The 13,446-nt window shown below is 65.1% G+C and carries 12 protein-coding genes; 5 read left to right on the top strand and 7 right to left on the bottom strand.

Features of this window, described 5'->3' with window-relative positions; genetic code table 11:
* Positions 1-31: 31 nt before the first annotated feature.
* Both CAER_RS0110895 and CAER_RS0110890 read left to right on the top strand, forming a co-directional pair.
* Positions 32-574: an NADPH-dependent FMN reductase gene (locus CAER_RS0110895; RefSeq protein WP_027235390.1), complete on the top strand. Its 543-nt coding sequence runs from the start codon at positions 32-34 to the stop codon at positions 572-574.
* A 36-nt stretch (positions 575-610) separates the two neighbouring features.
* Complete coding sequence (locus tag CAER_RS0110890; RefSeq protein WP_027235389.1) at positions 611-1,432, top strand: HTD2 family dehydratase; 822 nt, start codon at positions 611-613, stop codon at positions 1,430-1,432.
* Between the two features lie 220 nt (positions 1,433-1,652).
* On the opposite strand, the gene CAER_RS0110885 is transcribed toward CAER_RS0110890, so the two are convergent.
* Positions 1,653-2,693, bottom strand: a complete 1,041-nt coding sequence (locus tag CAER_RS0110885; protein WP_027235388.1) for an NAD(P)/FAD-dependent oxidoreductase — start codon at positions 2,691-2,693, stop codon at positions 1,653-1,655.
* A 58-nt stretch (positions 2,694-2,751) separates the two neighbouring features.
* Here CAER_RS0110885 and mnmD point away from each other — a divergent pair, with 58 nt between their 5' ends.
* Positions 2,752-3,420, top strand: a complete 669-nt coding sequence (mnmD, locus tag CAER_RS0110880; protein ID WP_027235387.1) for a tRNA (5-methylaminomethyl-2-thiouridine)(34)-methyltransferase MnmD — start codon at positions 2,752-2,754, stop codon at positions 3,418-3,420.
* Entirely contained in the window at positions 3,417-4,325 is a 909-nt protein-coding gene (locus CAER_RS0110875; protein ID WP_036797241.1) for a DMT family transporter, read from the top strand. The genes mnmD and CAER_RS0110875 overlap by 4 nt, the downstream gene beginning before the upstream one ends.
* On the opposite strand, the gene CAER_RS0110870 is transcribed toward CAER_RS0110875, so the two are convergent.
* The gene (locus CAER_RS0110870; RefSeq protein WP_027235385.1) at positions 4,299-6,257 is read right to left on the bottom strand and encodes a lytic transglycosylase domain-containing protein; all 1,959 of its coding nucleotides are present in this window, start codon (positions 6,255-6,257) and stop codon (positions 4,299-4,301) included. The genes CAER_RS0110875 and CAER_RS0110870 overlap by 27 nt on opposite strands.
* A 139-nt stretch (positions 6,258-6,396) precedes the next feature.
* On the opposite strand from CAER_RS0110870, the gene dapA reads away from it, so the two are divergent.
* A complete protein-coding gene (gene dapA / locus CAER_RS0110865; RefSeq protein ID WP_027235384.1) occupies positions 6,397-7,269 on the top strand; it encodes a 4-hydroxy-tetrahydrodipicolinate synthase in 873 nt (290 codons plus the stop codon).
* A 141-nt stretch (positions 7,270-7,410) separates the two neighbouring features.
* Here dapA and CAER_RS0110860 read toward each other — a convergent pair whose 3' ends face one another.
* The 5 genes from CAER_RS0110860 to CAER_RS0110840 form a co-directional block, all read right to left on the bottom strand.
* Positions 7,411-8,292, bottom strand: coding sequence for a sigma-70 family RNA polymerase sigma factor (locus tag CAER_RS0110860; RefSeq protein WP_027235383.1), 882 nt, complete (start codon positions 8,290-8,292; stop codon positions 7,411-7,413).
* Positions 8,289-8,750 (bottom strand): carboxymuconolactone decarboxylase family protein, encoded by a 462-nt coding sequence (locus CAER_RS0110855; protein WP_027235382.1) that lies wholly within the window; start codon positions 8,748-8,750, stop codon positions 8,289-8,291. Before CAER_RS0110855 ends, CAER_RS0110860 begins: the two co-directional genes overlap by 4 nt.
* Before the next feature lie 121 nt (positions 8,751-8,871).
* The gene (locus tag CAER_RS0110850) at positions 8,872-9,759 is read right to left on the bottom strand and encodes a dimethyl sulfoxide reductase anchor subunit family protein (RefSeq protein WP_027235381.1); all 888 of its coding nucleotides are present in this window, start codon (positions 9,757-9,759) and stop codon (positions 8,872-8,874) included.
* Positions 9,759-10,535, bottom strand: a complete 777-nt coding sequence (locus tag CAER_RS0110845) for a 4Fe-4S dicluster domain-containing protein (protein ID WP_027235380.1) — start codon at positions 10,533-10,535, stop codon at positions 9,759-9,761. The genes CAER_RS0110850 and CAER_RS0110845 overlap by 1 nt, the downstream gene beginning before the upstream one ends.
* An 82-nt stretch (positions 10,536-10,617) precedes the next feature.
* Positions 10,618-13,440 (bottom strand): molybdopterin oxidoreductase family protein, encoded by a 2,823-nt coding sequence (locus tag CAER_RS0110840; protein WP_027235379.1) that lies wholly within the window; start codon positions 13,438-13,440, stop codon positions 10,618-10,620.
* Positions 13,441-13,446: the final 6 nt, after the last annotated feature.

Raw genomic sequence — 13,446 nt, 5'->3', positions numbered from 1 at the left:
ACAACAGAGACGCGAACAGAAGGAATCCCCCATGGCTGACCCCGTATTGCTCACCATTTCCGGATCGCTGCGCCGCGAGGCCACCAACCGCAAGCTGCTGGCGGAGGCAGTTCGAGTGTTCGGGCCCGCATCGGTGGTTGAGGCGGATCTGAACCTGCCGCTGTATGACGGCGACGCAGAGGCAGCGGACGGCATCCCACCCGCCGTGCAGAAGCTGGCGGATCAGATTGCAGCCGCGGACGCGGTGGCAATCTCCACCCCGGAATACAACAAGGGGCCGTCCGGTGTGCTGAAAAACGCGCTCGACTGGGTGAGCCGCACCGAGGGCAACCCCTGGGCAGACAAACCTGTTGCGGTGATGTCGGCCGCAGCCGGCCGGGCCGGCGGCGAGCAGGCGCAGGCGCTGCTGCGCGGTTTCCTGGTGCCGTTCCAGTCGCGGGTGCTGTCGGGTCCGGGGGTGCATTTGGCAGGCTCCAGCAAGGAGTTCGATGAAACCGGCCGGCTGACCAGCGCGCAATATGAGGCGACGCTGACCAAGCTGATGGAAAAGCTGCGGGCCGAACTGGTCCGCTGAGCTTGCCTCGAAGCGGGCTGCGGCTAAGGTGGCGGTATGACTAGCGAAACCGCCGCCGCTCCCGCGCGGAATCTGACCGACATGCTGGATCCGGCCCGGGCCGCCGCTTTTCAGGCTGCGCTGGGGCTGGCCCCGGACATAGCGGCAGGCAGCGAGTTGCCGCCGTTCTTTCACCAGCTCTACTTCTGGACACCGCTGCCGCCGGAGGGGCTGGGCCGCGATGGCCATCCCAAGGTGGGCGGTGCCGGGCTGATCCCGGACATGGGCCTGCCGCGCCGGATGTGGGCTGGCGGGCGGCTGCGGTTCGAGAAGCCCCTACTGGCCGGAATCGCGGCAGAGAAGTCCTCTGTGCTGGAAAAGGCGGAGCAAAAGGCGGGCCGCACCGGTCCCTTGGGGCTGGTGAGGCTGCGCCATGAGATCCGTCAGGAGGGAAGGCTCTGCCTCACAGAGTGGCATGACCTGGTTTACCGCGAAGACCCGGACGCCGCTGCACCGGAACCGGTGCCTCCAGTGGCGCGGACCGATGAGACGGAAGCGCGGGAGGTGCCGTTCAGCTCGACCCTGCTGTTCCGCTACTCGGCGCTGACCTTCAACGGGCACCGGATCCACTATGACCTGGATTACGCCCGTGATGTTGAGGGGTACGAAGGGCTGGTGGTGCACGGCCCCTTGCTGGCCCAGCACCTGATGCTGCTGGCGGAGGAGCTGATGGGGCCGCTCGCGGAGTTTTCCTTCCGGGCGTCCTCGCCGCTGATGCACTTCGAGAACGCAACGCTGTGCCGCAAGGGCCGGGACCTGTGGGTGCGCGGGCCGGACGGACGGCAGTGCATGAGCGCCGTGGCCGCGCCGATGGAGTGAATCAGGGGCTCCCGCGCCCCAAGCTGCCCTGGAAGGGCAGATTAGGGGCTTGGGCGTGGCGCCGCTGCGCGGCGCTTTTTTCTGCTGAGACGCGCTTGCGCGGCAATACTGTCTCTGAAGGCGCAATTTCAATTGTCAGAAACCCTTCCCCGCCTAAAGGGTATGCCGCGTGGCGGCTGGCGCCGCCCTTGACCCGTCAAACGGCGGAAGAGGTGCGGGGTCAGAGGTTGTCTTCGACCCGGAAGCCCTCGGGAATGCCGTCCTTCCCCTCCAGCAGCAGGTCCGCCATTACATGAGCCGCCTTGGGTGCCATTCCAAAGCCGATCTTGAAACCGCCATTGGCGATGTAATGGCCGTCGCGGCCAGGCCAGGCGCCGAGCATCGGGGCGCGGGACTTGGCGCGGGGGCGCACACCGGCCCAGCGTTCGATCACCTCGGCCCCGTGCAGCACCGGCACCGCGGCGCGGGCGCGCTCGATCACGTCGTCGAGCTGGGAGTCGGTGGCTTTGCCATCCTCGAACTCGCGCTCGGAGGTTGAGCCGATGGCAAGGGTGCCGTCCGCATGCGGGATGATGTGCAGGCCGTCGGCATAAAGCTGCGGCACCTCACCCTCGTGAAAGCGCAGCAGCGTGGCCTGGCCCTTGACGCCGCCGCCCATGGTTTTGCCGAAGGCCTCGTTCAGCTCCAGCAGGCCGGCATACCCCTTGGCGTGCACCACCTTGCCCTGATCCGGGGCTTCCTGTTGCACCTCTACCCCCATCACCGCCAGCGCAGAGACCAGCGCGGCGCAGGCGCGGCGGGGGTGCATGCGGGCGCTGAGGGTGTCGTGGACGACATAGCCGGTGGCACTGGGCGGCACCCAAGGGCCCAGGGACGCGGCCTCGCAGACGCGCCATTCGGCCTCGTCCTTCCAGAAATCGCGGGCGGTTTGTTCGCGCAGGCGGGCCAGTTCCAGCGTGCGTTCGTCGTTGATCGGCTGCAGCCGTCCGGTGCGGCCGTAGCCGGGGGAAACACCGCCGGTCGCCTCGACCTCCTCCCAGAAGCTTTCGGCCATCAGCAGGCTTTCCAGCTGGAACTGTTTCTTGGCATTCCAGTTTTCCGGCACATGCGGCGCCAGCGCGCCGACCAGCCCGCCGCTGGAGCCGGCGCCTGCTCCGTATGGATCCACTACCTGAACTTGCGCACCATGCCGGGCGCAGAGCCAGGCGATTGACAGGCCGAAGATGCCCGCCCCGCGCACCGTTACATCTGCCATTGCCATTTGGTATTCCTTTCGCCAGTGTCGCGCCGTTCCGGACAACCACTTAGGGGATTATAGCATGGCAGACCAGCAGGCCCGCCTCAGCTGGCGCGATGGCACTGTTCCGGTGTCGGATCAGTTCGATGATCCCTATTTCTCGATCCAGGACGGTCTGGCGGAGACGGAGCATGTGTTCCTGGCGGGCAACGATCTGCCCGGGCGATTTGAGCCGGGGTTCCGGATTGCCGAGCTGGGCTTCGGCACCGGCCTTAACATGCTGGCAGCCTGGCGCGCCTGGGAGGCAGCGGGGCAGGAGGGGGTGTTGCGGTTCACCAGTTTCGAAGCCTTCCCGATGGCGCCCGCAGACATGGGCAAGGCGCTGGAGACCTTTCCCGCCCTTGCGCCCTGGACGGAACGGTTCCTTGACAAATGGCAAGGGGCCGGAGCTTGCGACCTTGGCAGCCTGCAATTGGAGGTGGTTAAGGGCGACGCACGGATGTCGCTGGCGGAGTGGACAGGGCAGGCGGATGCCTGGTTTCTGGACGGGTTTTCGCCAGCCAAGAATCCCGAGTTGTGGGAGGAAGCCCTGATGGCCCAGGTGGCTGCGCATACTGCGCCGGGCGGAACGACCGCGACCTACACCGCGGCGGGCTTTGTGCGCCGCGGGCTGGAGGCGGCAGGATTCGACGTGACCCGCATTCCCGGCTACGGGCGCAAGCGGCATATGACAAAGGCGGTACTGCGATGAGCATGGTTCCACAGGCCAAAAGCCTGCCCCAGCCCCGGGTTCAGCAGAACAACGTGCCGCTGGGCATCCTGCTGATGATCAGCGCCACCATTGTCTTTGCCCTGCAGGACGGTATCTCGCGCCACCTGGCGGGCACCTACAACACCTACATGGTGGTGATGGTGCGCTACTGGTTTTTTGCCGCCTTTGTCGTGTTCCTTGCGGCACGGGCCAAAGGCGGGATCAAAGAGGCAGCCCGTACTGATCAGCTGAGGCTGCAAATCTTCCGCGGCGTGCTGCTGGTTGGGGAAATCTGCGTGGCGGTCTATGGGTTTACCGTGCTGGGCCTGATCGAGAGCCAGGCGGTGTTCATCTGCTATCCGCTGCTGGTGGCCGCGCTTAGCGGCCCGGTGCTGGGCGAGAGCGTCGGCTGGCGGCGCTGGGCGGCTATCGGAGTTGGCCTGATCGGTGTTCTGATCATCCTGCAACCGGGCATGGGTGTGTTCAACCCGGCGGCGGTGATCCCCTTCATCTCGGCGCTGATGTTTGCGGTCTACGGGCTGGTGACCCGCTATGCCGCGCGCAAGGACAGCACAGCCACCAGCTTCTTCTGGACCGGGGTTGCCGGCATGGTCTTCATGACTGCCATCGGCATCTGGTTCTGGGAGCCGATGACCCAGCAGGACTGGATCTGGATGGCTCTGCTTTGCGTTTCCGGCGTGACCGGACACTGGCTGCTGATCAAATGCTACGAGATGGCCGAGGCCAGCGCAGTGCAGCCCTTTGCCTATTTCCACCTGATCTGGGCGGCGATGCTGGGCATGGCGGTGTTCGGCGAGGTGATCCGCACCAATGTGGCCATCGGTGCGGGGGTTATCATCGCAGCAGGGCTGTTCACCCTATGGCGCGAACGCGTGAAGCGTTGAGCCCATGAGCTCCTTGGAAAAGGGCACCGGCAGCGGCTCCTTGCCAAGCCTGGCCCGGTAAACAGGCAAGCTTTCGGTGACCCGCATCACATAATTGCGGGTCTCGTTGAAGGGGATGTGCTCAATCCAGTCGACAATGTCCGGGTCGCCGTCGCGCGGGTCGCCATAGCGCTCCATCCAGGTCGCAGGGCGGTGCGGCCCGGCGTTGTAGCCCGCCGCCATCATCACCACGTTGCCGCGGAACTTGCCCGCCAGCCCGGCCAGGTAGTTCGCCCCCAGCTTGGCGTTGTAATCCCACTCCGCCGTCAGGCGGGAAGTCTTATGGCCTGCCAGGATGCCCAGCTCAGTCGCGACCAGCTTCGCGGTGGCCGGCATCACCTGCATAAGACCGCGCGCCCCGGCATGGCTGATCACTGCCGGATCGAATTCGCTTTCGCGCCGGGCGATGGCCAGGGTCATTTCCTCCGCCATCGGCAGCTGCCGCTTGGCAACTGGATGCAGCGGGTAATAGGCGCCCTCCAGCTCCACCCCGCTGCGGGCGGCGCGTTTGGAGATCATGACCGCCAGGTGCGGCTGGTTCAGCTCCACTGCCATCTGTCCCAGCTGGCGGGCCTGTACCGGCGGCAGGTCCTCGACGAGATGGGTCAGGAAGCGCTCGGCCAGCGCCAGATCGCCTGCTTTCAGCAGCAACAAACCGGCCTCGGCAACGGTGGACTTCATGAAATCCGCCGTCTGCCAGTCCGGCAGCGGTGCCGGTTTCACCAGCGCCGGGTCGAAGGGGCGGCCCAGTTGCTCGGCCGCCAGCAGCCCGTAGAATGAGGTCTGGTATTCTGCGGCTGCCGCATAGGCCTCGTGCGCCTTGTCGGCCTGACCAAGAGCAGCGTTAGCACGGCCCAGCCAATAGCCGCCGCGGCCGATCGAGATCGGGGTTTCCACCGACGCCAGGAAGCGCTGAAAATGCACCGCGGCCAGTTCCGGGTCGCGCAGTTTTTGCAATGCGATGTAGCCAGCCAGCCATTCGCAATCGGAGTATCCATAGCCGTCCGCGGGGGTCGAGAAGTGGTAGGCGGCCAGCTGGTAAGCACGCTCATGTTCGCCGTCGCGCATCAGCTGCCGGGCCAGATCACGGCGGCGGCGCAGCCATTTACCGGGTTCACCCAGGTTTTCGGCGCTGGTGCTGCGGTCCATCATCATCGCGATGGCGCCGTCCTGCAGCCGCTTGCGGTCACGCCAGGCAAAGCGGTCGTAGGCAAGTCCCGCCGCCCCCTTCAGCCGGTCCGGAACCGCCTCGATCCGCGCGTCCACGCCCGGCGCGCGCTCCTGCAAGGCGATGCGCGCTTCGGCCAGCTTGCGCTCACCCTCGGGCACCAGCGGCAGCATCCGTTTGGCGCTGACCAGGTGGTTCTCCCACAACAGCCGGTCCAGCCGCGCGGTGTGGTGCGGTTTCAGCAGCTTGGCGAAGTCGTGCATAAACAGGTCCTGGATGGCACTTCCCATTGCCATGGTTCGCCAAGCTAGCACGATCTCCGCCTCGCCATCGCCGCGCCGCCCGCGATCAATCAGCGCCTTGCCGAGGCTCAGCGCGCCCTCGGCGGTTTGGGGCCGCTCATTTTCATAGAACACCAGAATGGTTTCGCGGCCGGTGGCGGCAATCACATCCTCGTTCTGGCGCCGCAGATAGGCCAGCCCCGGCCAGTCGGGGCGCCGCTGCAGAAACGCCATCACATCGCCTGCCGACCCTAGCCCGGCGCGCAGGCGGTGCCACTCGATTATATCGCGGGCAACAGTTTGCTGCGCCCCGGCCTCGCGGGCGGCCTTGTCCCATTTCTCCGCCCGCATCAGCTCCAGCGCGGCGCCCAGATCGCGCGCCTGCGCCGGCGACCCGGGCAGGGCTGCGGATATCAGCAGAATAAGGGCCAGGATGCGTGTCATCTCTTGCATTTTCCAGCAGTCCGGGGATAGAGGCTTGAACGTTACTCATTGGCGTGCCGGTATCAACTCAAATCCCCGGCATTCCGTATCTTGACGGCGGCGGATTGCCGCCTGCACCTGCAGCAAAGGGAGCGTGCCCATGTTCAAAGGCTCTATGCCAGCACTCGTCACCCCGTTTTCGAACGGCGAGCTGGATCTGGATGCGCTCAAACGCTTGGTGGAATGGCAGATTGCCGAAGGCTCCAGTGCCTTGGTGCCGGTCGGCACCACCGGCGAAAGCCCGACGCTGACCCACGAGGAGCATGAGACCGTCATTGCTGAAGTGGTCAAGGCTGCGGCAGGCCGGGTGCCGGTGATCGCCGGGGCTGGCTCCAACAACACCGTCGAGATGATTCGATTTGTGGAGTTTGCCGAAAAGGTCGGCGCCGATGCGGCCCTGGTTGTGACGCCGTACTACAACAAGCCGACCCAGCGCGGCATGGTGCAGCATTTCACTGCTGCGCATGACTGTGCCGGGATCCCGATCATCATCTACAACATCCCCGGCCGGTCGGTTGTCGACATGACACCTGCGACCATGGGCGAGCTGGCCAAGCTGCCGCGCATTGCGGGCGTTAAGGACGCAACCGGCGATCTCGCCCGCGTCAGCCAGCAGCGCGCGTCCTGCGGTGCAGACTTCATCCAACTGTCCGGCGAGGATGCCACCGCACTGGGCTTCAACGCCCATGGCGGCGTCGGCTGCATCTCGGTGACCGCCAACGTTGCGCCGAAGCTTTGTGCCGAATTCCAGGCGGCCACCCTGGCAGGCGACTATGTCAAAGCACTGGAGTATCAGGACAAGCTGATGCCGTTGCATGAGGCGATCTTTATCGAGCCCGGCCTGGCCGGTGCCAAGTACGGCTTGTCCAAACTCGGCATGTGCAGCGAAGAGGTCCGCTCGCCGCTGACCACCCTGGAGGACAGCACCAAGGCAGCGATAGATGCGGCCATGGTCCACGCCGGCCTGCTCTGACACCGCATCCATTCTGACAATACCGGGCGGCCTCCTCACTTAGCGCCGCCCGCTTCCCTTCCAGGGTCCCCTGTTCATCTGGCTGAAAATATCCCGGGGTGAATTGCTCCTCCAGGGGCAAGAGGGGCTGGCCGCTCCTGCCTAAATCAGAGTGTCGGCCAGATGCCGCATCTTGTCCGGGTTGCGGATCACGTAGATGCGGGCAATCCGCCCATCTCGGACTTCCAGCGCCATGGCCTGGAGGATGCCGTCGGGTTCCCGGCTCAAGATGGCGGGCAGGCCGTTCAGCTGGCACAGCCGCCAGTGCTCCGGCAGAACGCGCCCGGCCTTGCGGGCCAGACCTTCGCACAGCCGCAGCACGCGCTCCAGCCCGTAAATCGGGTTCAGCGTGGCCATCGCCTTGCCGCCGCCGTCCGAGACCAGCTGCACATCCTGCGCCAGCATCTGCGTCAGCGCCGCGGTGTCGCCCGTTTTCGACGCGCGGAAAAACGCCTCGGCCAGATCCCGCCCCTCATCCGGGTCTACAGGCGCCTGCGGCCGCAGCTGCTGCACCTTGCGCCGGGCGCGTGCCGTCAGCTGGCGGCAGGCTGCGGAAGACCGGTTGAGCGCGGCGGAAACATCTGCATAGGAGTTGTCGAAGATGTCATGCAGCAAAAAGGCGGCGCGCTCCAGCGGCGACAGGGTCTCCAGCGCCAGCAGCAGCGCAACGGAGACGTCGTGGTCCAGATGCTCTGCCGGGTCATCGGTCAGCAAGGGTTCGGGCAGCCATTCGCCGGGATAGGTCTCGCGCCTGGCGCGGGCCGATTTCAGCTGGTCCAGACACAGCCGGGTGGTGATCCGCATCAGATAGCCGGTTGGGTCCTGCACCTCGGCTTGGGGTGCCGCCTGCCAGCGCAGGTAGGCGTCCTGCAGGATGTCCTCGGCGTCGCTGACGGTGCCCAGCATCCGGTAGGCGGCCGCGAAAAGTCGCGGCCGCGCGGTCAGGAACGCATCGGTTCCGTCATGTGGTGCAGGTGCAGTCACGCGGCGTTGGCCTCCTGCGCGGCAGGATGCGGGGTGCGGAAGCCGATTGCAATCCGGTTCCAGGCGTTGATGGCGCTGATCAGCAGCGTCAGCACCACCTGCTCGCGCGGGGAGAACAGCTGCGCAACGGCCTCGTAATCCGCGTCCGGCGCACCGCTGGTTTCCACCCGGGTCAGAGCCTCGGTCCAGGCGAGCGCGGCCCGCTCGCGGTTCGAGTAGAGGCTGGACTCGCGCCAGGCGTTCAGCAGCTGCATCCGGTCCTCGCTTTCACCATGGGCGCGCAGGTCCTGGCTGTGCATGTGGATGCAGAAGGCGCAGCCGTTGATCTGCGAGGCGCGCAGTTTCACCAGCTCCACCAGGCTGTGTTCCAGCCCGCTGTCCTTGAACAGTTTTTCCTGCTCCAGCATTGGCTGAAACAGGTCAGGCGCGGCGGCGAAATGGTCAAGGCGTTGGGTCATCAATCTGTTCCTTTCTGATGGCTTCAGGAACAGGACGAGGCAGCAGGGCGGTTTGTGACATGCTGCCGGAAAAAATGCTGAAAGAAACGCGGGACGCCGGGTGAAGGCGCCCCGGTTGCTGTCAGCGTTTGCCGTAGTAAAGCCCGACCACATGTTCGGCCTGGGCAAAGAACAGCCAGCGCGAGACGGCGACGCCTGCGAGATGGGAGAGCACCGCAAGGGCGGCAAGCAGATGTTTGATCGCAAAGCCCTGCACTGGCGTCAGGATCAAGAGCAGTGGCAGCGCAAAACCGAGGACAAAGGCAATGATCCGCAGCTTCTGCGCATGCTTGCGGCCCACCACATGCACAAACTCGCGCAACAGGTAGTTGGAGCCTGTGTGCGGCGGCTCAAAGGCCCGCACGGAGCCGCGATCCCCCAGGCCGGTCGCAGTGCCCAGATTGGTGCCGGAGTGTTCCAGCGCTTTGTCGCCCTTGGCCCAGTAGGCCAGTTGCACGGCGCCTGCGATGGCCAGCAGCCAAGGCGCCAAACCTTCGGCCCCGGCCAGCAGCGCGCCGCCGGCCAGGCTGAAGGTCAGGAACACCGCAGGCGTCAGCTCCATGTTCCAGCGCGGGATGGTCTTAAGCTGCGTGTAGATCATCGAGGTGGTGAAGACGGTGGCAAGGCTGAGTGCCGCTCCGAGCCAGCCCAAAAGCGTCCAGTGGCTGTCCAGAAACACCGCCCCCAGCGCGTAGAGCCCCATCACCAGCAGCGCAGCAACAGCGCAAATGCCTTCGCGGGACAGCCAGCTGGTTCTCCACTGGGTAAGGGCCCTCCAGGCGCGCTCGGGGCGGCCCAGGTGAAAGGTGGAGGCCAGCAGCCCGCCCACGGCCAGTGCATACGCGATGGCGTAGAACACGAAGGCGACGGCGCCGGTCGCCGCAGGCTGGCCGAGGCCGAGGAAAAACAACAGGCCAAAGCCCAGGCCAGACAGTGTGGTGAACAGGATAACGGATGGCGCGGGATGCATCAGTTCGTTCCCCCTGAAGATTGGCCCGGGAGTTTGTCGAGCGCCTTGTCCAGCCAACCGAGGAAGCCCTGCGGCTCTTCGGCAACCGGCGCGAGCAGCGGGGCGAGGATGTCGATCTGATCCTCGATCCGGTCCTTGGGCCGCGGCGGCAGGTATTTGTTCACCGGTTTGGTGCCCATTTCCGGCATCAGGTCCATGCCGCCACGCTCTGCCACCAGCTTGGAGACGTCGCTGTCCGGATCGCCCAGGTCGCCGAAGTGGCGCGCGCCTGCGGGGCAGGTCCGCACGCAGGAGGGGGTGCGGTCCGCCTCCGGCAGGTTCTCGTTATAGATCCTGTCAACGCAAAGGGTGCATTTCTTCATGACTCCCTCCGCCAGATCCAATTCCCGCGCGCCATAGGGGCAGGACCAAGCGCAGAGGCCGCAGCCGATGCAGTGGTCCTCGTTCACCAGCACAATACCGTCCTCGACACGCTTGTAGCTGGCACCAGTGGGGCAGACCGTGACGCAGGGAGCGTCCTCACAGTGCAGGCAGGACTTGGGAAAATGGATCAGCTGGGCGTGGCCCTGCTCTGGCTGCACTTCGTAAGAGTGCACCCGGTTCAGGAAAGTGCCCGAGGGATCGCTGCCGTAGGGGTCCTGATCGCTGAGGGGGGCGCCGTAGTTTTCGGTGTTCCAGCCCTTGCAGGAGATCACGCAGGCATGGCAGCCGACGCATGTGTCTAGGTCAATGACCAGTCCCATCTTACGCTCGGTCGTGGCGGGAAGTTCAGTCATACCGGGCACCTCCGTCGCTGGGTTGCGAACCAAGACTCTTCTGAAAAGTCTTGGCAAAATTTTGCGGAAAAATTTTGCACCGTCATTTGCCGACCTTCCATTTCAGTTCTTCCGGGCCGGTTCCAACTGGCGACTTCTGCGCCGGGAAGGCGGGCTGGCTTTCCTGCAGGCCGTCCGGGGCGGCGGCCTTTTCGATTTTGACCTTGAGGTCGAACCAGGCCGCTTGGCCGGTGATCGGGTCCGAGTTGGCCCATCGCATACCGTCGCCCTTGGGTGGCAGCAGCTCGTGGATCAGGTGATTGAGCAGGAAGCCCTTAGTGGCCTCCGGCGCGTCCTCTTCCAGCGCCCAGGCGCCCTTGCGCTTGCCGATGGCGTTCCAGGTCCAGACGGTGTTGTCGTTCAGTGCGGCCATCTCCATCACCGGCACGGTGATCTCGCCGTGCGGCGAGGAAACCTTGGCCCAGTCGCCGTCCTGCAGCCCGTGCTCGCGCATCAGTTTGGTCGGGACGTATAGCGGATTGCGGCCGTGCAGCTGGCGCAGCCAGGCGTTCTGTGTGCCCCAGGAGTGGTACATCGCCATCGGGCGCTGGGTCAGCGCGTTGACGGTAAAGCCCTCGTTGCCCTGCTGGTCGGTCTCGTACCAGATCGGCAGCGGGTCCATCACCGTCTTCAGCCGCTGGCGCAGATGATCCGGCGGCTGGCGCTCGCCGTGGCCTTCGGCGGCCAGCTGGAACTTGCGCATTGGCTCTACATAAAGCTGGAACAGGTAGGGCTGCGGGCTGTCATAAAGCCCGATGCCGACCGCCCAGTCCTGATAGGCCGCGTTCCAGGGCTTGTAGTAGTCCGCGCCTTCCGGGATATGCGCCACATAGAAGCCGCCGTTTTCGATATAGCGGTTCAGCTGGTCCGGGTTCACTTCGCCTCGGCCTTCCTTGTCGCCATCCTTACCGCGGAAACCGGCCAGCGGGCCGATGCCGGGCTTGCGCTCGTGGTTGACGATGTAGTCGGCGTAATCCTTCCACTTGGGGGTGCCGTCATCGTTGGTGAAGCCCGGCAGGCTCATCCGGTTGGCGAGTTCGATCAGCACAGACTGGAAGCCGCGCACTTCCCGGTCCGGCTCGATCACCGGCCACCGGATCGCATCGGCCGCCGCATCCGCTTCGCAGATGGGACGGTCCAGCAATGAAATGCAGTCGTGTCTCTCCAGATAGGTGGTGTCAGGCAGGATCAGATCCGCATAGGCCACCATTTCCGACGAATAGGCATCGGAGTAGATGATGTGCGGGATCATGTAGCCGCCGTCATCGTTGCGGGCGCTCAGCATCTCCATCACGCCCTTGGTATTCATCGAGGAGTTCCACGACATGTTGGCCATGTACATGAACAGCGTGTCGATCTTGTAGGGATCGCCCGCATGGGCGTTGGAGATCACCATGTGCATCAGCCCGTGGGCCGACATCGGGTTTTCCCATGTGAACGCCTTGTCGATGCGCTGCGGCTTGCCGTTTTCGTCCAGCAGCAGGTCGTCGGGGCCGCGCGGGAAGCCCAGGTGAGGGCCATCCAGCGGGCGTCCGGGGCGGCGGTCGCCGTGCGGGGTGGGGTGGGCCTCAACCGGTTTGGGATAGGGCGGTTTGAAGCGGAAACCGCCGGGCACCTCGACGGTGCCCAAGAGGATCTGCAGCACATGCAATGCGCGGCAGGTCTGGAAGCCGTTGGCATGCGCCGACACCCCGCGCATCGCGTGCATCGACACCGGGCGGCCGGTCATCTTTGTGTGTGTCTCGCCCCGGAAGTCGGTCCATTCAACGTCCAGCTCAAACGCCTCGTCAAAGGCGACGCGGGCCAGCTCGCCGGCAATGGCGCGGATGCGCTTGGCCGGGATGCCGCATTTCTCCGCAATCGCCTCCGGCGCGTAGTCCGGCGACAGGTAGCTTTCTGCCATCAGGTGGAAGACCGGGCGGTGGGTGACGCCATCGCGTTCGTGGACCGCGGTCAGGTCCGGGCGCACGCCGGGCTGGTCAAAGGGGGTGAGCTTGCCGGTGTTGCGGTCGATCACCAGCATCTTGCCGTCGTCATCGCGCAGGAACAGACCCTTCTCCGGACCTTCGGAGGCGTTGATCAGCACTGGCGCGTTGGTGTAGCGGCTGAGGTAATCGAGGTCGATCTTCCCCGCCTTCATCAGAACGTGGATCAGCGACAGGATGAACAGTCCGTCGGTGCCCGGGGTAATGCCGACCCAGTCGTCCGCCACCGCGTTATAGCCGGAGCGGATCGGGTTCACGCCGATCACCCGCGCACCGCGCTTCTTGATCTTGCCGATGCCCATCTTGATCGGGTTGGAGTCATGATCCTCGGCCACGCCGAACAGCATGAACAGCTTGGTGTGCTCCCAGTCGGGCTGGCCGAATTCCCAGAACGCGCCGCCCATGGTGTAGATGCCGGCGGTCGCCATGTTGACCGAGCAGAAGCCGCCGTGCGCCGCATAGTTCGGGGTGCCGAAATTCTGGGCCCAGAAGCTGGTGAAGCTTTGGCTCTGGTCACGTCCGGTGAAAAAGGCCAGTTTCTGCGGCGCGGTCTCGTGCAGCTCGTTCAGCCAGCCGACAGCGGTGCTGATCGCCTCGTCCCAGGAAATCTCCCGGAACTCTCCCGACCCGCGCGGCCCCACCCGTTTGAGCGGGGCGCGCAGCCGTGACGGCGCGTTTACCTGCATGATCCCCGCCGAACCCTTGGCGCACAACACACCCTTGTTCACCGGGTGGTCGCGGTTGCCCTCGATGTAGGCGACCTTGCCATCCTTCATGTGCACGTTGATGCCGCAGCGGCATGCGCACATGTAGCAGGTGGTTTTCCGCACCTCGTCGGATACAGGGGGGGACGTGTCCACCCGGGGTTGCTGGAATGTCATCTGGCC

This window comes from Leisingera caerulea DSM 24564 (genome assembly GCF_000473325.1).
Classification (GTDB): Bacteria; Pseudomonadota; Alphaproteobacteria; order Rhodobacterales; family Rhodobacteraceae; genus Leisingera; species Leisingera caerulea.
Note: the sequence above shows the minus strand (reverse complement) of the source record. Positions and strands in the feature narration are given on the sequence as shown.

Bases quoted from the DNA above. Each gene is read 5' to 3' on its own strand.
- CAER_RS0110895 (WP_027235390.1), top strand. From the start codon at position 32: ATGGCTGACCCCGTATTGCTCACCATTTCCGGATCGCTGCGCCGCGAG.
- CAER_RS0110890 (WP_027235389.1), top strand. From the start codon at position 611: ATGACTAGCGAAACCGCCGCCGCTCCCGCGCGGAATCTGACCGACATG.
- CAER_RS0110885 (WP_027235388.1), bottom strand. From the start codon at position 2,693: ATGGCAATGGCAGATGTAACGGTGCGCGGGGCGGGCATCTTCGGCCTG.
- mnmD (WP_027235387.1), top strand. From the start codon at position 2,752: ATGGCAGACCAGCAGGCCCGCCTCAGCTGGCGCGATGGCACTGTTCCG.
- CAER_RS0110875 (WP_036797241.1), top strand. From the start codon at position 3,417: ATGAGCATGGTTCCACAGGCCAAAAGCCTGCCCCAGCCCCGGGTTCAG.
- CAER_RS0110870 (WP_027235385.1), bottom strand. From the start codon at position 6,257: ATGACACGCATCCTGGCCCTTATTCTGCTGATATCCGCAGCCCTGCCC.
- dapA (WP_027235384.1), top strand. From the start codon at position 6,397: ATGTTCAAAGGCTCTATGCCAGCACTCGTCACCCCGTTTTCGAACGGC.
- CAER_RS0110855 (WP_027235382.1), bottom strand. From the start codon at position 8,750: ATGACCCAACGCCTTGACCATTTCGCCGCCGCGCCTGACCTGTTTCAG.
- CAER_RS0110850 (WP_027235381.1), bottom strand. From the start codon at position 9,759: ATGCATCCCGCGCCATCCGTTATCCTGTTCACCACACTGTCTGGCCTG.
- CAER_RS0110845 (WP_027235380.1), bottom strand. From the start codon at position 10,535: ATGACTGAACTTCCCGCCACGACCGAGCGTAAGATGGGACTGGTCATT.
- CAER_RS0110840 (WP_027235379.1), bottom strand. From the start codon at position 13,440: ATGACATTCCAGCAACCCCGGGTGGACACGTCCCCCCCTGTATCCGAC.